The sequence below is a fragment of the Selenomonas sp. KH1T6 genome, assembly GCF_900108415.1.
In the GTDB taxonomy this organism is placed as follows: Bacteria; Bacillota; Negativicutes; order Selenomonadales; family Selenomonadaceae; genus Selenomonas_B; species Selenomonas_B ruminantium_A.
In genome coordinates, this window is record NZ_FNWN01000032.1 from 1 (window position 1) to 17,809 (window position 17,809).

Consider the following 17,809-nt stretch of genomic DNA (forward strand, 5'->3'; position numbering starts at 1 on the left):
AATCAAGCTCTCATTTGTTAAAGAAATTGCCGATTGCTATGTTGTTCATACCAATCGATGTTTTATTTCAAACCAAAAGGTTTGACTAACATCTGGCTTGAATCATGTTGCATGATTCATTTTGCATTGTTTAGTTTTCAAGGAACAACTTGTTTTCTCAAGGCCGCCTCACCGAAGCGACTTGTTTATTATATCCTGTCTCTTTCAGGCTGTCAAGCACTTTTTGAATTTCTTTTTCAAGTTTTTGTTATCCGCCAGTCAAGGCTTTCAAAACTTAAGAAGTTCATTTCTATGCTTGCGCTCTCTGTCAGCGACTTGTATTATGATACACGCAGTTGGAGGATATGTCAACACCTTTTTTGAAAAAAGTTTTGTTTTTTTGCAGAAATAGAAAAAGAGCCTTTCCTCACAAGGAAAAGCTCTGCTGATTCTGCTATTTCTCACCGGGTACCAGGATAAGGCAGGCGGGGAGATTGGACGCTCCAGGGGGAGAGAACTCGAAGTAGGTGGGCACGCTGTTGTCGTATCTGCCCAGATCTGCCAGTTCCATATTGCTGCCAAAGATAGCCAGACCTTCCTCCCGGGCCTTGGAAACCTGCTCGGGCTCAGGCTGGGTCTGGTCACCAAAGTATGTGCGCCCCTTAGGCGTCTCTATAAGCTTCGTACGGGGGCTGTGGTCGCGGCGCACAGTCACGGCACCGGCATAAGTGCCCCCTAAGGGCGACAGGTAATACTGCACCCTGGAGGACTCCCCTTTCACAGGTATAGCTATCTTATAGAGCACGCCATAATTGCCGTAATTCACCGTCTTGGCACCGTCAGTGGCATCCACGCCCACTTTGTACGTATCCAGCTTGTTGTCGGCCAGCATGACATACACATTGCCATCCCTCTCCGGGTCATACTCCCTGGCAGAGGTAATCTCCCTGTCCATGCCCTGGAAGGTGCCACGCAGGGCCACAGAGTCCCTGGGCAGGACTTTGGCGCGGTCTATGAAGGTAAGGGGATTCACATTGGCAGGATACATGATGACAGAGGTCTTCACGGGATGATCGGCCGTGAAGTCATACACCCCGTACACCAGTTGTCCGGGCTGCAGGACAATCTCATCCATGCTGGGCTGCAAAAGACGCTTCTTATCCTTCATCACCAGGATCAGGTCATCCCTGGCTTCCCCAAAATACTGGGTCTGGGTAGTCTTGCCCACCCAGAGGTAGTCCTGGCTGGGCCATGCAGTGCCCCCGCGGGTCACCCGCACAGTATTGGCCTTCTCCTTGTGGTTGGCATTCTCCAGCACCACAGCCACCTTCTGGGGCACCTGGGTATTGTTCAGATGATAGTAAAGCACCCGGACTCTCCCCTGTACTGTATCCTGGTAAAGGATGCCCGGCCTGTCCACATACTCCGGGCTGTCGGAAAACAGCAGGGTGCCCCCGCTGTCTTTGGAAGTTACCTCCCACCGGTGCATGGTATTGGAGCGTTTCACCGCCTTGGGAGCCTCCTCATGGGTCTCTTTCCCCACAGGAGTCCCTGCCCGCATCTTTTCCATGATTACCTCCTGGCGCCAGTCTTTGGCAGGAAGAGTGCGCTCGGTACGCACTACCGTAGTATTCTTCTCCGCCTTGTGATGGCGCGCCTCTGCCCCCATAGGCAGGCCTGCCAGCGCACAGCAAAGCAGCCCTGCCAGAATCTTACCCTTCAAGGTCATTTCTGAATCTTGCCCTTTCTTTCTAACTCTCAGTCTCTTACTCTATATGCTTGTTCCATCCCAGCCGGGCTAAAATCTCCCCCTTGAGCAGCCTTGCCTTGAACTCCCACAACCCCAGCCTGGGATGAGGAATATTGATCCTGTGCAGCAAATAGGGATTGGTCTTCATATCGTTGAGGCCTGCATCTCCAGTGACAGCTGTCAGATACTCATTCTCCTTCAACAAGGCCGGCAGCTCATCATCGTAAGCTCCATTGGGGTAGGAAAAGGCATAGATGGTCTTGAGGCCGTTCCACTCCATCAAAAGCTTTGACAGGCGCAGTTCGTCCTGTCTCATCTGGGAAGAAAGCTCCGTCAGAGGCTGATGGTTGGCTGTATGGCTGCCCAGCTCTATGCAGCGGTTCTGCATGTCACGCAGCTGGTCCCAGGTGAGATACCCCGGGCGGCCTATATCATTGGTGACCATATAGACAGTCCCCTTCATGCCCCGCTCCTCCAGCATAGGCAGCAAGGTGGTGTAGTTATCCTCATAGCCATCATCAAAGGTCAGCACAATGGGCTTCTTGGGCAGGACAGCCTTCCCCTTCCTGGCCCTCATGTACTCCTGCAGGGTGATGGTCTCATAGCCTTCTGCCTTCAGATAATCCAGCTGCGCTTTGAAATCCTCCACCGGCACAGCATACTCGTATTCATCAGCTGCAGCCTTGTCCTTTATCATGTGATATTCCAGGATGGGAAATCCCTCCGGGGCCGGCTGCAGATAAAGCCAGCCTGCCAAAGGTCCCGCCCCCAGGCAAAGGACAAGGAACGCCCTCTTAAAAGCCTTGAGAACTCTTGCGCCCAGGCTGGGCTTTTTCTCATATCTTGCTATCTTCAAACCTCAATCATCCTCGTTATTTTCTATGGCACTGGCCAATTCCCTTAGTTTTCTCATGCGATGGCTGGCTCCTGACTTGGTGATGCCCATGATTTCTGCCAGCTCGGCAAGGCTCGCCTCTGGATTGGCCAGCCTTGCCTCCGCCGCCTCTTTGAGCTTCTTCGGCAGCTTCTCCCACATACCTCTCTGCTTCAGCCCTTCGATTTCTGCCAGCTGACGGCCGGCAGCATCCACTGCCTTTTGCAGGTTCGCCGTCTCGCAGTTCACCAGACGGTTCACCTGCTCCCGGACTTCCTTGACATTACGGGCCACTTCAAAGGCCTCCACCGCATCCTCTGCCTCCAGCAGGCCCAGGAAGTCTATCACCGCATCGCCTTCCTTGAGGTAGATGATGTAGCTGTCCTTCCTGTCTGTAAGGCCCACGGGAAAATCCATCTTTTTCAATAGCTGGAAAAGCAGCTGGGCCAGAGCAAAGCTGCCTGTCACCAGTTCCAGATGATAGGCTGACTCGGGCCGGTTGACACTGCCGCCTCCCAAAAAAGCTCCTCTGAGGTAAGCTATGCGGCAGCAGTTCTTCTTCAGGATGGCGATATCCGTGTCCATGTTCAGGCTCTCCTCGTGGAGAAAGCCCAGATGTTCCAGCAGTCCCGCCACCTCCGGCGCAGGAGGCACCAGCACTGTGTAGCTGTTGTTCTTCTTGAGCCTTTTGGAGCGGCTGACGGTGATTTCCGTCTTGATGCCGCCCCCCTCGGCCTTCAGAAGCTGCAGCACTTTGCGGGCCACCGCCGCATTCTCCGTGGTGAAATTCAGCCCGAAGGTGCGGCGCAGGCCAAAGGTCAGATTGGAGCCCATGCGCAGGAGGGCCGCCAGCTCTGCCGTGCGGCAGCAGGAGGTATCGTAGGTGAGACGGGCCAGCTCATTTTTTACTTCAGTTGCAAATGATGGCATCTTACCTTCCCGTCATTTCGTATATCAGTTTCATCACCGCATGGCTGAGTTTTTCGGGATTGTGCCTTATCACATCAGCCTCATTGATGATGTCTGCTCTGTCATAGCCTATTCCCAGGGCGTTGATAGCTTCCCCGTCTACTTCCACGGGGAAAGCACCCTGCTGGGCGTACTCACCCAGCATCTCTTCGGAAATCTCCGTGTCGTTGACTATCATGTAGTCAATGATGCCCGGGCCTGCATGGTCAATGATGGCCTTGGCGTGCATGGAGGCTGTGTAGCCATCAGTCTCACCAGGCTGGGTCATGACGTTGCAGATGTAAATCTTGATGGCCTTGCTTTTCCTGATGGTCTCCGCCACCTCATCCACCAGCAGGTTGGGCATGATGCTGGTGTAGAGGGAACCGGGGCCCAGGATGATGGCATCGGCTTTCTTCAGTGCCTCCAGGGAGGATTCCACCGGGGCCACGTGTTCCGGGAAGAGCCGCACCCGCTTGATGCGCTTGTGCGCCTCGGGGATATTGGACTCCCCTTCCACTACTGTGCCATCTTCCATGACGGCATCCAGCCTTACATGGGCAGTGGAGGCAGGCAGGACATTGCCCTTCACCGCCAGGACCTTGGAGGATTCCTTGAGGGCCTGCTCGATATCTCCCGTCACTTCGTTCATGGCAGCGATAAAGAGGTTGCCAAAGGAATGGCCTGCCAGCTCACTCTTGCCCTTGAAGCGGTACTGGAAGAGCTTTTCCATCAACGGCTCCGTATCCGCCAGAGCCACCAGGCAGTTGCGCAAATCCCCCGGGGGCACAATGCCCAGATCTTCTCTGAGGCGTCCGGAGGAGCCGCCGTCATCAGCCACCGTCACCACGGCGGTGACATTGCTGGTAAGCCCCTTCATGCCCCGCAGGAGCACAGACAGGCCGTGGCCGCCCCCCACCACCGCCACGTTGGGCCCTTTGCCCAGACGGCGTTTCTCATAGATGATATCCACCAGGCGCTCGCTGCTGTCCGGCAGCAGCACCATGATGACCGAACGGATGAGGCGCCGGGTGGCAATGAGCATCAGCACAATGCCTACGGTCACCACCGCCAGGCCGATCAAAGTGGTAAAAGCATAATTATAGCTGCCCCGCCAGAGGTACACAGCCCGGAAGATGGCCTCTTCCACGGCGTCCAGATACTTGTAGTTGAACACCAGGGCCAGTCCCAGGCTGACAAGCATGACCCCGCCGGCGAACAAGGCCAGCCAGCGCTTGAAGCGCATGCCGGGGTACAGCCATTTCAGTAAATGCATGGTCAGCACTCCTCACGCACATGCTCACGCACATCGTTTTTCATCAGGTCCCTGTGCTCCAGGCGGGCAGACAGCCCCTTCTCCGTCAGCAAATCATAGATATGCTTGGCGATGAAGACGCTCCTGTGCATGCCGCCGGTGCAGCCTATAGCTATGACCAGCTGGCTCTTGCCCTCTTTCTGGTACTGGGGCACCAGAAATTCCACCATATCGTCAAGTTTGGCCATGAACTCCTGGGTCACAGGGAAGCCCGCAATATATTCAGCCACTTCCGGCACGGCACCGCTCTTGTGGCGCATGGAGTCAAGGTAGAAGGGATTGGGCAGGAAGCGCACATCCAGTACCATATCCGCATCCAGGGGCATGCCGAATTTGAAGCCGAAGGAAAGCACGTTGATATTCATTTCCCCGCTTTCCCCGGCCCCGAAGAGGCGGTGTACCTTATCACGCAGCTCCACCTTCTTCAGCTCGCTGGTATCTATGACAAAGGTGGCCTTGGCCCTGATGGGCGCCAGCCTTTCCCTTTCCTTGGCAATGCCCTCGCTGATGCGGGAGGAAGGGGCCATGGGGTGACGGCGGCGGGTCTCCTTGTACCTGCGGATGATGCAGGCATCCGACGCATCCATGAAAAGCACCTCGTAGGGCAGGTCGTCTTTGTCCATATCGTCCAGGATATGGACAAACTGGTCAAAGAACTCCCGGCTGCGGGTATCCACCACCAGTACCACCTTGCCTACATGTCCCCCGGACTGCTTGGCCAGCTCCACGAATTTGGGGATGAAAACAGGAGGAAGGTTGTCGATGACAAAGTAGCCCAGATCCTCCAGATAGCGGCAGGCCTGGGTCTTGCCGCCGCCGCTCATGCCCGTGACAATCACGAAGCGGAAATCTGCCGCTTTCGTGTCCTTGCCCGGCTCTGTTTCCAGTTTTTCCTCCAGCATCTTTTCCTCGTCAGCCATGAGTCTCACCGCCCCTTCAAAACGTATTCATCAACAGCCTGCGCCCAGCCGTTTTCCTCACAGGTGCCGGTCTCCACATCGCAGAGTTCCTTCACCGCCGGCACGGCATTGCCCATGGCTACGGACAGGCCCGCTTCCTTCAGGATGGAAAGGTCGTTTTCCGCATCCCCCAGGGCCATGGTCTCAGGGATAGTCACCCCCAGTATCTCTGCCAATTTCTTCAGTCCCTCGCCCTTGGACACGCCCTTGTTGACGATTTCAGCATAATTGGCATTGGAACGCACGATGGACAGCCTGTCACCGAAACGCTCCCTGAGGATGGCGATGCGCTCCTCAGTTTCATCTCCGCTGTCAGTAACGCAGAGGAGCTTCGTCACTTCCTCAGTGCGCTCCTTCAGCCCCTGCCAGCCCACGGCCTCACCCTGCACCAGCTGGGCTGCCTCATAGCGGTCAGAGTAAACGCACTTCTCAGGATAGTAAAGCTTGTCCTCAGAGTAAGTCTGGATATACCAGCCCTGCGCTTCCACAAATTCCAGCACCTCCCGGATAAGCTCCGGGGCCAGGTAGCTTGAGTACAGGGTCTTGCCGGATACAGTGCGGATAAGGGCTCCGTTGTAGGTGATGATGGGAGCATCTACTCCCAGATTCTTCGCCACCGGCAGGGCCGCACGATACATGCGCCCTGTGGCGATAGTCACCGTCACGCCAGCCTCCACGGCTTTTTTTGCCGCCTCGATATTTTCAGGGGATATCTCTGTGCCCGTAGGCAGCAGAGTCCCGTCCAGATCAGTCACTACTAACTTAATCATACTACGCCTCCTTCACAATAGAGGAAACAATCTATACTATTTTCTCACATTGAGAGGAAAATGCAAGCCTTGCCAACAAAGTATGATATGATATATATTATGTAATTGACAGACTAACCACAGGAAGGGGTAAACTATGTCCAAACAATACAAGAAACTTCAGCAGAAGCTCCATCCCAAAGAAAAGAAGACCGCTCCCAAGGAGAAGCCCGTAGGCAAGGATTACCTGCTGCTGGCTGTCATCGCCTTCATCATCGTCATGACCGCCTTCGGCTGGGAGTACATGAACAATATCAGCCGTGCCATGTACATCCTGCTGGGCATCAGCATGAGCTGCAACTACGTCCAGCGCCATGCCAAAATCAGCGAAGAGAAAATGGTCTACGTGGCCCGCGTCGGCCTCGTCACCATCGGCATTGCCGTAGCGCTCTTCCTCGTCTCCCTATACTACCAGTTCGCGGCATAAGAAAAGCTCCCGGCAACGGGAGCTTTTCTTATGCCTGTTATTTTATTCGTTCTTCTGTTCCACCGTAGCCAGAGAAACCACCTGGTCCTCTTCGCCCGTGGACATGAGCTTCACGCCCTGGGAGCTGCGGCCGTACACGGAGATATCCGACACATTCATGCGGATGACGATGCCGCCTGCGGTGATGAGCATCAGTTCCTGGTCCTCGTTGACCACTTTGATGCCCACTACAGGACCGGTCTTGTCCGTGACCTTCTGGTTGATGAGGCCCTTGCCGCCGCGGGTCTGGGTACGGTACTCGTCCACGCTGGTGCGCTTGCCGAAGCCTTCCTGGGTGACGGTGAGGACTTCTGCATTGCGGCGCAGAAGATCCATGCCTACCACCTCATCACCCTCACGCAGGCTGATGCCCTTCACGCCCCGGGCTGCGCGGCCCATAGCACGCACATCATCCTCGGAGAAGGAGATAGCCAGGCCCTGCTTGGTGCCCAGCATTAGGTTGCTTTCCCCATCCGTAGCTTTCACGCCGATGAGCACATCGTCGTCATCCAGCTTCAGGGCAATGAGGCCCACCTTGCGAATATTGGCAAACTCAGACACAGCAGTCTTCTTCACGATGCCCTTGCGGGTAGCCATGAAGAGGAACTGGTCATCGCCTACCCCCTTCACCTGGATGATGGCCTGGATTTTCTCCTCACTCTCCAGCTGCAGCAGGTTGATGAGAGCCGTGCCCTTGGCCTGACGGCTGGACTCGGGAATCTCATAAGCCTTCAGCTGGAACACCCGGCCGCGGCTGGTGAAGAAGAGGATGGTGTGGTGGGTGGTGGTGATGAGGATATCCTCCACAAAATCCGCTTCCTTGGTGGCCATGCCCTTGATGCCCACGCCGCCGCGCTTCTGGTTCTTGTAAGTAGCAAGGGGCATGCGCTTGATGTAGTCATTGTGGGAAAGGGTGATGACCACATCTTCCTCGGCAATCAGGTCTTCCACATCAATCTCGGAGGTGTCCACCGTGAGCTTGGTGCGGCGCTCGTCGCCGTACTTCTCCTTGACAGCCCTGAGCTCGTCCTTGATGATGGCCAGAACTTTCTTCTCGTCAGCCAGGATAGCCTTGAACTCCTCAATGGCCTTCAAGGTGTCCTTGTACTCCTCCTCAATCTTCTCCCGCTCCAGACCGGTGAGACGCTGGAGACGCAGGTCAAGGATGGCCTGGGCCTGCTTGTCGGAAAGCTTGAAGCCGGACATGAGAGCTTCCTTGGCAATCTCTGCCGTGCGGCTCTCGCGAATGGTAGTGATGACTGCATCGAGATTGTCAAGAGCAATGGTCAAGCCTTCCAATATGTGAGCGCGAGCCTCAGCCTTGGCCAATTCGTAGCGGGTACGTCTGGTGATGACATCTTCCTGATGCTTGATATAGTAATGAAGCACTTCCTTCAGGTTCAGCACCTGAGGCTTGCCGTCCACCAGGGCCAGCATGATGACGCCGAAGCTGTCCTGCAGCTGGGTGTGCTTGTAAAGCTGGTTCAGCACCACATTGGCATTGGCATCCTTGCGCAGGTCGATGACAATGCGCATGCCGCTGCGGTCAGACTCATCGTTGAGGGCCGTGATGCCCTCCACGCTCTTGTCACGCACCAGTTCGGCAATCTTTTCAATGAGGCGGGCCTTGTTCACCTGATAGGGCAGCTCCGTCACAATGATGCGGGGCTTGCCGTTGGACTGGGTCTCGATATGCGCCTTGGCCCGCATCTTGATAATGCCGCGGCCGGTCATATAGGCGGAGCGGATGCCCTCATGGCCCAGCACCAGGCCCCCCGTGGGGAAGTCCGGTCCCTTGATGACGCCCATGAGCTCTTCAATCTCGGCGTCCGGGTTGTCAATGAGCATCAGGGTGCCGTCAATGACCTCCCCCAGATTATGGGGCGGGATGTTGGTAGCCATGCCCACGGCGATGCCGGAGGTGCCATTCACCAAGAGCTGAGGGAACTTGGCCGGCAGCACAGAAGGCTCTTTCAGGGACTCATCGTAGTTGGGCACGAACTCCACGGTATCCTTGTCGATATCCTGAAGCATGACCTCGGCAATCTTGGCCATGCGCACCTCAGTGTAACGCATGGCAGCAGCAGGATCGCCGTCCACGGAACCAAAGTTGCCGTGGCCGTCAGCCAGCATATAGCGCATGGAGAAATCCTGCGCCATGCGCACGATGGCATCATAGACAGAAGAGTCGCCATGGGGGTGATATTTACCCAGGACTTCACCGACGATACGAGCCGATTTCTTGTAGGGCTTGGTTGACCCCATGCCTGCCTCCTGCATGGCGTACAGGATACGGCGGTGCACAGGCTTCAGTCCGTCCCTGACATCAGGCAGGGCACGGGCCACGATAACGCTCATGGCGTAGTCGATATAGGCCGTCTTCATCTGGTGCCCCAGATCTACCGGCACAATCTTGCCTTGACCAAAATCCACTTTCTCACCTCAAAATCAAATATGTAAAGAATCAACTAACATAGTCATGCTAAAAAAACTTAGCATTTTATTATAACGCATTTTTCATTATTTCGCCATAGGCGAAATTTCCTATCAGCGTTTCGACGAGGTATCTCGTCATACCGCAAATAAGGGATTTTTTCCAGCAACGATTTAGCAGCAATAAAAACGAAAGCAACCAGCTAGCCCTAACTGCGATTTGCAGGGTGATTCTAATAACAGCCCCTTTACAAAGAACTGATTTTGCAATTTATAAGAGTTGCGTCTCTAGCAGACCTTACCACCACCGCTTGCGGGGGCGCGTAAGCGCGGGAGCCCGGTGGGCTCCCTGGTTGGGGACCGCCGCCAGGCGGTGGAAAGGGGGCTCGAAGCCTGAACACCCCCCTCTCGCCCCTTCCACCACCTTCGGTGGTCCCCCTTCCCCGTTTCACGAGGCAGGTAACACCTACAATTTACGGGATAATTCTAATAACAGCTCCAACTACTGGCAACTTGCAGGTTTTGCAATTTAGGAGAGTTACATTTCCAGCAGGCCTTACCTGCCCCGCTTGCGGGGAAGGGGGACCGGCGCAGCCGGTGGAAGGGGGGACTCGAAACCGTTACGTTACTCGTTTTCCTTTCCTCTCCCCAGAAAAAATCCCTCTTCTGCACCAAAATAAGTTTGAGTATTCAGAAGCAAAGCAACACACATGGACAGCGATATGCAGAAAAAGGATACTGCGCAATCTACGGCGAAATGACATGGCAAGGCATAAAAACCGGATAAACAGAAAAATCCACTGCCCCCCGACCCTCAATGTCATTAAGCTAAGATGATTTACCTGTATACTCCCCCGCCTGCATCTGCCAGAAGGGTAATTGAATCCGTTACTTTACTCACCCTAGTCCCCCCTTCCACCACCTTCGGTGGTCCCCCTTCCCCGTTTCACGGGGCAGGTAATACCTATAACATACGTAGCGATTCTAAAAGCAATTCCCCCTACCTTTCACTTGGCAGGCACGACCATCTATAACATCTTCAATTTTCCTAAAAAGGAGCTCTCTTATGAGAAATTACGGCAATACTGTGAAAAAATACGCCCGTGAACTGCGCCAAAATCAAACTCCAGAAGAGCGGCGTTTATGGTATCGCTTCCTCTCCACCTTTCACCCCCACTTCCGACGGCAACAGGTTGTGGGCAATTACATACTCGACTTCTACTGCGCAACCTGTCATCTGGCGGTGGAACTGGATGGCAGCCAGCACTATGCGCCAACGGGGATGGATAAGGATTCGCAGAGGACTGCTTACCTGGAGGAGCAGGGTATCAGCGTACTACGGTTCACAAATACAGATGTGAAACAGAATTTCGAGGGAGTATGCCTAATGATAGAGGATACGGTCAAACAAAGGTGCTCAATAAATAGCAGCAGCCAGCAGAAAAAGCCCCACGAGGAATATACAATCGTTGAAGGTGCGGACAATATCGACAGTCGCGAAGTCATGCGACTTCTGAAAATGACTTATTGGGCTGATAAGAGGCCCATAGAGCAGATAGAGAAATCCATGCGGCATTCTGCCTGTTATGGCATACGCCTTGCCTCCGATGATACTCTGGTCGGCTTTGCCAGAGTTATCAGTGACTTTGCTACCACCTATTACCTTTGCGATGTAATTATTGATACGGCCTATCAGCATATAGGACTAGGTACTGCCTTGATATCTCATATCACCGCCCTGCCTGACTATACAAACCTTCGTGGAGTGCTGATAACAAAAAACGCACATAATCTGTACCGAAAATTTGGCTACGAGGTTCTGAACGACAGAGTTATGGTCAAGCCCAACATGATATACTGAAAAATGCCTGCCGCCCAATTGGGTGACAGGCAGTTTCTTATTCAAATCTTTTATTCTTATGCACTATCTCGCTATAGATGAACCCTTCCCTGACTCCGGAGTCGCTGTAGGTGATTTCCCTGCACTGGAATCTGCGGGCAAGAACGTCTGCTATGATCAGCCCAGGTATGACGGTTTTCAGTCTTTCGGGCACGGCCTTCATGAGCATGATGGCCATTTCCTGGGTGATGCCGTGGTCCCGCAGGAAGGTGCCTATCAGCGTGGAAAGCCTCCGGGCTTCCATGCGTTTGTTTACCTTGGGCTGGTTGAAGAGCTCGTTGTAGAGAGCACAGCCCCCCTTGAAGGAACCGCCGATGCCGATGAGGGCAGCTTCCCTGACGTCTGCAAAGGCCGTCACTGCCCCTATGGTAGATTCAGCTTCCCTGTACATCTCCAGACACTCGGTGATGCTGGGCAGGATGCCCTGCACATACTTGGAGTGAAAGAGCAGGGAGCCAATGGGCAGGCTGACTTTCTTGCGGATTTCCTTGTCCTTGTAGGCCACAATCTCCGTACTGCCGCCGCCGATGTCAATCAGCAGGCCGTCCTCGGCGGGAATGCCGTGGAGAGCACCCACGAAATCATAGGTAGCCTCCTCATCACCGCTGATGACCCGGATGGGCAGGCCCACAGCCCGCTCGATGGTTCCCACCGCAGCTTCGCTGTTCCTGGCATTCCTGAGGGCCGCCGTGGTGAAGGCGTAGACCTGGGTGATATTGAAGCTGTACAGGAAGGACTTGAACTCCTGCAGCACTTCAATGGCACGCCCTATGCCCTCCGGCGCCATGACCCCGTCATGGACATAGGCCGCCAGCCCCACCGTATGCTTCTGCTTCATGAGGAACTCGATGCGGTCCCCTTCTATCAAGTAGATGGCCATGCGGATGGTATTGGAGCCTATGTCGATGATACCGTAAAGCATGGCTTACCTCTTCAGCCCCGTGGCGGTAAGAGGTATCACCACGCGGTAGTTGTCCGGCTTGCCGGCCTGGAAAAAGCGCTCGGCAGCTGCCAGAGCAGAAGCTGCAGACAGTTCCACATAGATGCCTGCCTTGCCCAGGCGCTTCTGGGCTTCCAGAATTTCCTCATCCTTCACCGTCATCATGTCGCCGTGGCAGTTCTTGAGCGCCTTGAGGATGGAAAGCCCCCGCTTGGGACGCTCGATGCGGATGGCGCGGGCGATGGAAGCAGCCTTGGGCTGTGGCTCCAGGCCGTGGAAAGCCTCGTAGAGGGGCGCGCACTTCTCGCTCTGGACGCCCACGATCTGGGGCAGGCGGCCCAATTCGAGGAAGCCATAGTAAAGGCCCATCAAGAGTGAGCCGTTGCCCACGGGCACGAAAATATAGTCAGGCACATGCTCGCCCAGCTGCTTGTAGATTTCCTTGGCCATGGACTTCACGCCCTCCACGAAGAGGGGGTTGTACACATGGGAAGCATAGTAGGCATCCCCCAGATTTTCCTTCACCACGGAGCAGGCCCGCATACGGCCATCCTTCACCTTCTTGATGGAAGCGCCATAGGACTCAATCTGATGGAGGATTTCCTGGGAAGTATCATCCGGCACATAGACCTCGCAGTCCATGCCAGCTGCTGCCGCATAGGCAGCGATAGCAGCACCGGCATTGCCGGCGGAGTCCAGGGCAATTTTTTCGATGCCCACATTGTGAATCTCATTGATAAGACGCCTTGCTCCGCGGTCCTTGAAAGAACCGGTGGGCTGGGTGCCCTCCAGCTTCAGCAGGAAATCAAGCTTCCCGGACTGAAAATGCACCAACGGCGTCACTACTTCGCCCAGAGAAATCTTGTCCGCATAGTCCTCCCCCAGGTCCCTGTGCAGCTTGAACATGCCGCCGCACTCACACTGGTAGGAATGGCTGTTGATAGGATATTTCTTTTTGCATTTCTCGCAGTAAAAATACATCTAAAGCACCTCCTGCGCCGACAGGCCATTGCCGACTGGATATATTGATAAAACTGTTACAGTTTATGTTGTACTATGATGTATATTTCGTCAAGGATTCGTGTTTTCCTGCTTCCATTTAGGAATCTTGAGGAAACACTGATTAAATGAAGTCGTTCAGATTGGCGCAGATTGTTTGTCCTTCCCAAGGCGACAAACCGGAGGCATAGCGGGCTATGTCGAGGATTTGTCAACGCAGGGAGGGCAAACAAGATACGTCAAGATGGGCGGCTGAATTAATCAGCGTTTCCTCAATGGTGGAATAAGCGGATATGGGTCATAGCCATGGCAATGCCGTATTTGTCGCAGGTTTCGATGACATTGTCATCACGAATGGAGCCGCCGGCCTGGGCAATGTAATCCACGCCGCTCTTGTGGGCACGCTCCACATTGTCACCGAAGGGGAAGAAAGCATCGGAGCCCAGGGACACACCCTTGAGAGTCTTCAGCCAGGCAGCTTTTTCCTCACGGGTGAAAACAGGAGGCTTTTCGGTGAAGATATTCTTCCAGGCATCAGTTTCCAGCAGGTCCTGCCATTCCTCGCCCACGTAGACATCAATGGCGTTGTCCCTTTCCGGGCGGCGCACATCCTCACGGAAGGGAAGATTCTGCACCTGAGGTGCCTGGCGCAGATACCACACATCAGCCTTGTTGCCTGCCAGACGGGTGCAGTGGACACGTGACTGCTGGCCGGCGCCGATGCCGATGGCCTGGCCGTCCTTGGCATAGCAGACGGAGTTGGACTGGGTGTATTTGAGGGTAATGAGGGCAATGAGAAGGTCGCGCTCTGCCCCAGCGGGAATCTCCTTGTTCCTGGTGGGACGCTCAGCCAGACATTCGGAAGTGAGCTTTACCTCATTCCGACCCTGCTCGAAGGTCACCCCAAAGACCTGCTTGCGCTCCACAGGCTCAGGCTGATAGTCTGCATCCATCTGCAGCACCAGATAGGTGCCCTTGCGCTTGGACTTCAGGATTTCCAGTGCTTCCTCAGAGTAAGAAGGTGCAATGATGCCGTCGGACACTTCACGCTTCAGGAAGGAAGCCGTCTGGGCATCGCACTCATCGGAAAGGGCCACAAAGTCACCGTAAGAGGACATGCGGTCAGCGCCACGGGCACGGATATAGGCCGTAGCCACGGGGCTCAGCTCCACCCCTTCCACGAAATAAGCCTTCTCCAGCTCAGGGGAAAGGGGCACAGCCACAGCCGCCCCGGCAGGGCTGACATGCTTGAAGGAAGCAGCCGCAGGCAGGCCCGTAGCCTCCTTGAGTTCCCGCACCAGCTGCCAGCTGTTCAGAGCGTCCAAAAGGTTGATGTAACCAGGACGGCCATTGAGCACCTTGAAGGGCAGTTCCCCATTCTCCATAAAGACCTTGGCAGGTTTCTGATTAGGGTTGCAGCCATACTTGAGTTCCATTTCCTGTGCCATAATACTCTCCTTCTCGCTCATTTAGTAACGTTCATAAATTCAAGGCCTTGCCTGCCCCGCTTGCGGGGAAGGTGGCAGCCGAAGGCTGACGGAAGGGGGGGCCAGAGGTCGCATATCGGCTTCGAAGCCCCCCCTTCCACCGGCTTCGCCGGTCCCCCTCCCCCGCAAGCGGTGGAGGCAAGATAACAAAAAAGCCGACACTACTCCAGGCTATGCCCAGACGGTCGGCTTCTTAGGCTGTGCTCCCCTGGGGTATTCCCCTACCGTCAGTCACACAGCTGATAGTTAAAATTTATCATGATGAGCGTCCAACTGTCAAGGGGGAGGCCACCCTCCCTCCTCCTTCCAATTATTTCCTAGTAAATCCTCTTTGTTTATGATATTATAAAGCTGATGGGTTCAAAACCTGTCATATACGCACATTTGCTAAGCAAAATTTCTTTATTTTTTCTATAGGATTTGAGGGGGATTTTTTCAATGCTGAAGAGTATTGCAGTAATGACCAGCGGCGGAGACAGCCCGGGAATGAACGCGGCTGCCCGAGCCGTAGTCCGTACCGCTCTCTACGAGGGTGTCGAGGTCTGGGGTATCAACAACGGTTACCATGGCCTACTGGAAGAGGATATGTTCAAGATGGAGTCCAAGAACGTGGGCGACATCATCCAGCGCGGCGGCACCTTCCTGGGCACTGCCCGCTGCAAGCGTTGGAAGACTCCCGAGGGCCGCATGATGGGCTATCAGCATCTGGTAGACCGCGGCATCCAGGGTCTCTGCGTCATCGGCGGTGACGGGTCGCTCCGCGGCGCTTCTCTGCTGTCCGAGGAAACGGGCCTGCCCATCGTAGGCCTGCCTGGCACCATCGACAACGATGTCTGGGGCTCTGACTATACCATCGGCTGCGACACCGCTGCCAACACCATCATCGATGCCATCAACAAGCTCCGCGACACCGCCAGCGCGCACCGCCGCGTCATCGTCCTTGAGGTTATGGGCCGCAACTCCGGCTGGCTGGCTACCGTGGCCGGCATCTCCGGTGGCGCTGAGTACATCCTCATCCCTGAGGAGAAGTACGACCTGGATGCCATCTGCACTGACATGAAGGCCGCCTACGATGCAGGCAAGCGCTATATCCTGGTAGTGCTGGCAGAGGGTGCCGGCAATGCCCAGGAGGTTGGCTCCTTCATTGCCGAGAAGACAGGCATCGATACCCGCGTTTCCGTGCTGGGTCACATCCAGCGTGGGGGTTCTCCCACGGTCATCGACCGCGTGCGCGCCAGCCAGCTGGGCGAGCAGGCAGCCCTGGCCCTGATTTCCGGCCTGTCCGATATCGTCTTCGGCTTCAGCAAGGGCCATGTGGTGACCATCAATCTGCATGATGCGGTTACCAATAAGAAGAGGCTGGATCCTGAGTATACGCACCTTGCTAAGGTGTTGTTCTAAGTCTGATTTGACATTAGGCTATAAAGAGTTGTGTTTGCACTCTTTGTAGCCTTTTTTCATATCCGTTACGCGCGTCTGTTCATTTCTTTGGCGCAAAGAAACGAACCAAAGAAACAGCGGACTGAAATCACATCGTGTGATTTCCGCGTCCGCGGGGCCCATCCTTGGGCCCTGGGGTTCGAGAGTTCGAGGGTTCGTTTTGGGAGTTCGGGGGTTTGATTTTTTGAACAAGAAATATCTCTATATGCTCTCGGCAGGGCATCTTAGTGTTGATATAAATTCGGGGTCGCTGCCTGCTTTGCTGCCTTTCTTTGTTACTGAGTATGGCATGGATTATACTTCTGTTGCGGGACTGATGTTTGCTTCTTCCTGCCTTTCCTCTGTCATCCAGCCACTCTTTGGGCATCTGGCGGATAAAGGGTCGCGGCAGTGGTTTATGGTGCTGGGCATACTTATGGCAGGCATGGGCATTGGGCTGACAGGCTTTGTCACTGACTACTGGCTCATCTTTGCCGCCGTCACCTGCATGGGCATCGGCAGTGCCATCTTCCACCCGGAAGCAGCCCGCAATGTGAATGCCATTGCAGGGAAGAAAAAAGGGCAGGGCATGAGCATCTTCAGCGTGGGCGGCAATGGGGGCTTTGGCCTGGGACCGCTCCTGGCAGTTTTCCTCATCACCTGTTTCGGCATGAAGGGCACAGCTTTTTACGCCCTTGCTTCCCTGTTCACGGCAGGCATGGTGGCGCTGGCTGCCCCTGCCATCAGGCGTGAATCCCAGCGGCAGCTATCCGCCCCCATCAGCCAGGGCGGCAGCACCGCCCCCGCCAAAGAAAACGACTGGCCCGCCTTTGCCCGGCTCTTTGTGGTTATTCTCTTCCGCTCTACCCTCTATGCCTCCATCAGCAGTTTCCTTCCCCTGTTCTGCATCCAGGCTTTGGGCGCCAGCAATGCCGTAGGCAGCGCCACCCTCTCCATCATCTCCATCAGCGGCATCGTGGCCACCCTGGCAGGCGGCTGGCTGGCAGACAAGAAAGGTTATGTGAAAACCGTGCGCTATGGCGCGCTGCTCATGGTGCCCTGCCTGGCGATGGTGGTATTTCCCCAAAATATCTGGGCGGTATATGCCATGCTGATTCCCATGAGTTTTGCCATGCAGGGCTCCTATGCTGCCTTCGTGGTGCTGGGACAAACCTATCTGGCCAAGAGCCTGGGCTTTGCCTCGGGTGTTACTTTGGGGCTGTCTTTCAGCCTGGGCGGCATGGTCGTCCCCTCCCTGGGGTGGTATGCAGATAACTACGGCCTTGCCGCCGTGATGTTGGTGATCTTCCTGATTTCCGTTGCCTGTGCAGCAGCTACCTTCCTGCTGCCGGAGCCAAAAAAATCAGCGGGCAAAAATCTGCCTGCTAACCGTTCTGAGTCTCCCTCCGTACCATGAGAAAGGCGGGCGCACTGATGTGCGCCCGCCCTTTTTAGGAAACGCTGATTAAATGAAGTCGTTCAGATTGGCGCAGATTGTTTGTCCTTCCCAAGGCGACAAACCGGAGGCATA

14 protein-coding genes and 1 riboswitch are annotated in these 17,809 nt (G+C 55.0%); of the genes, 4 read left to right on the plus strand and 10 right to left on the minus strand.

Features of this window, described 5'->3' with window-relative positions; all coding sequences use genetic code 11:
* Window positions 1-433: 433 nt before the first annotated feature.
* The 6 genes from BLW59_RS14170 to BLW59_RS14195 form a co-directional block, all read right to left on the minus strand.
* On the minus strand, window positions 434-1,708 hold the full coding sequence (locus tag BLW59_RS14170) for a hypothetical protein (RefSeq protein WP_074698304.1): 1,275 nt from the start codon (window positions 1,706-1,708) through the stop codon (window positions 434-436).
* A 37-nt stretch (window positions 1,709-1,745) separates the two neighbouring features.
* Window positions 1,746-2,501, minus strand: coding sequence for a polysaccharide deacetylase family protein (locus BLW59_RS14175; protein ID WP_074698324.1), 756 nt, complete (start codon window positions 2,499-2,501; stop codon window positions 1,746-1,748).
* Between the two features lie 87 nt (window positions 2,502-2,588).
* Complete coding sequence (gene whiA / locus BLW59_RS14180; RefSeq protein WP_074698305.1) at window positions 2,589-3,533, minus strand: DNA-binding protein WhiA; 945 nt, start codon at window positions 3,531-3,533, stop codon at window positions 2,589-2,591.
* A gap of 1 nt (window position 3,534) precedes the next feature.
* On the minus strand, window positions 3,535-4,827 hold the full coding sequence (locus BLW59_RS14185) for a gluconeogenesis factor YvcK family protein (RefSeq protein ID WP_074698306.1): 1,293 nt from the start codon (window positions 4,825-4,827) through the stop codon (window positions 3,535-3,537).
* A gap of 2 nt (window positions 4,828-4,829) precedes the next feature.
* Window positions 4,830-5,768 (minus strand): RNase adapter RapZ, encoded by a 939-nt coding sequence (gene rapZ / locus BLW59_RS14190; RefSeq protein ID WP_074698325.1) that lies wholly within the window; start codon window positions 5,766-5,768, stop codon window positions 4,830-4,832.
* 23 nt (window positions 5,769-5,791) lie between these two features.
* Window positions 5,792-6,595 (minus strand): Cof-type HAD-IIB family hydrolase, encoded by an 804-nt coding sequence (locus BLW59_RS14195; RefSeq protein ID WP_074698307.1) that lies wholly within the window; start codon window positions 6,593-6,595, stop codon window positions 5,792-5,794.
* A 136-nt stretch (window positions 6,596-6,731) separates the two neighbouring features.
* On the opposite strand from BLW59_RS14195, the gene BLW59_RS14200 reads away from it, so the two are divergent.
* Window positions 6,732-7,061 (plus strand): hypothetical protein, encoded by a 330-nt coding sequence (locus tag BLW59_RS14200; protein ID WP_074698308.1) that lies wholly within the window; start codon window positions 6,732-6,734, stop codon window positions 7,059-7,061.
* Between the two features lie 42 nt (window positions 7,062-7,103).
* Here BLW59_RS14200 and gyrA read toward each other — a convergent pair whose 3' ends face one another.
* A complete protein-coding gene (gene gyrA / locus BLW59_RS14205) occupies window positions 7,104-9,533 on the minus strand; it encodes a DNA gyrase subunit A (protein WP_074698309.1) in 2,430 nt (809 codons plus the stop codon).
* Between the two features lie 1,066 nt (window positions 9,534-10,599).
* Between gyrA and BLW59_RS17850 the strand changes: the two genes are divergently transcribed.
* Window positions 10,600-11,394, plus strand: coding sequence for a GNAT family N-acetyltransferase (locus tag BLW59_RS17850; RefSeq protein WP_175463461.1), 795 nt, complete (start codon window positions 10,600-10,602; stop codon window positions 11,392-11,394).
* A gap of 37 nt (window positions 11,395-11,431) precedes the next feature.
* Here BLW59_RS17850 and BLW59_RS14220 read toward each other — a convergent pair whose 3' ends face one another.
* The 3 genes from BLW59_RS14220 to BLW59_RS14230 all read right to left on the minus strand — a co-directional run bounded on the left by BLW59_RS14220 (window position 11,432) and on the right by BLW59_RS14230 (window position 14,820).
* A complete protein-coding gene (locus BLW59_RS14220) occupies window positions 11,432-12,355 on the minus strand; it encodes an exopolyphosphatase (RefSeq protein ID WP_074698310.1) in 924 nt (307 codons plus the stop codon).
* Window positions 12,356-12,358: 3 nt separating this feature from the next.
* Window positions 12,359-13,354, minus strand: a complete 996-nt coding sequence (locus tag BLW59_RS14225; protein ID WP_074698311.1) for a pyridoxal-phosphate dependent enzyme — start codon at window positions 13,352-13,354, stop codon at window positions 12,359-12,361.
* A gap of 290 nt (window positions 13,355-13,644) precedes the next feature.
* Window positions 13,645-14,820 (minus strand): phosphoribosylaminoimidazolecarboxamide formyltransferase, encoded by a 1,176-nt coding sequence (locus BLW59_RS14230; protein WP_074698312.1) that lies wholly within the window; start codon window positions 14,818-14,820, stop codon window positions 13,645-13,647.
* 207 nt (window positions 14,821-15,027) lie between these two features.
* A riboswitch (ZMP/ZTP riboswitch) is annotated at window positions 15,028-15,104 on the minus strand.
* 193 nt (window positions 15,105-15,297) lie between these two features.
* Between BLW59_RS14230 and pfkA the strand changes: the two genes are divergently transcribed.
* Both pfkA and BLW59_RS14240 read left to right on the plus strand, forming a co-directional pair.
* The gene (pfkA, locus tag BLW59_RS14235; protein ID WP_074698313.1) at window positions 15,298-16,260 is read left to right on the plus strand and encodes a 6-phosphofructokinase; all 963 of its coding nucleotides are present in this window, start codon (window positions 15,298-15,300) and stop codon (window positions 16,258-16,260) included.
* A gap of 223 nt (window positions 16,261-16,483) precedes the next feature.
* Window positions 16,484-17,695 (plus strand): MFS transporter, encoded by a 1,212-nt coding sequence (locus BLW59_RS14240; protein WP_074698314.1) that lies wholly within the window; start codon window positions 16,484-16,486, stop codon window positions 17,693-17,695.
* The last annotated feature ends 114 nt before the right edge of the window (window positions 17,696-17,809 follow it).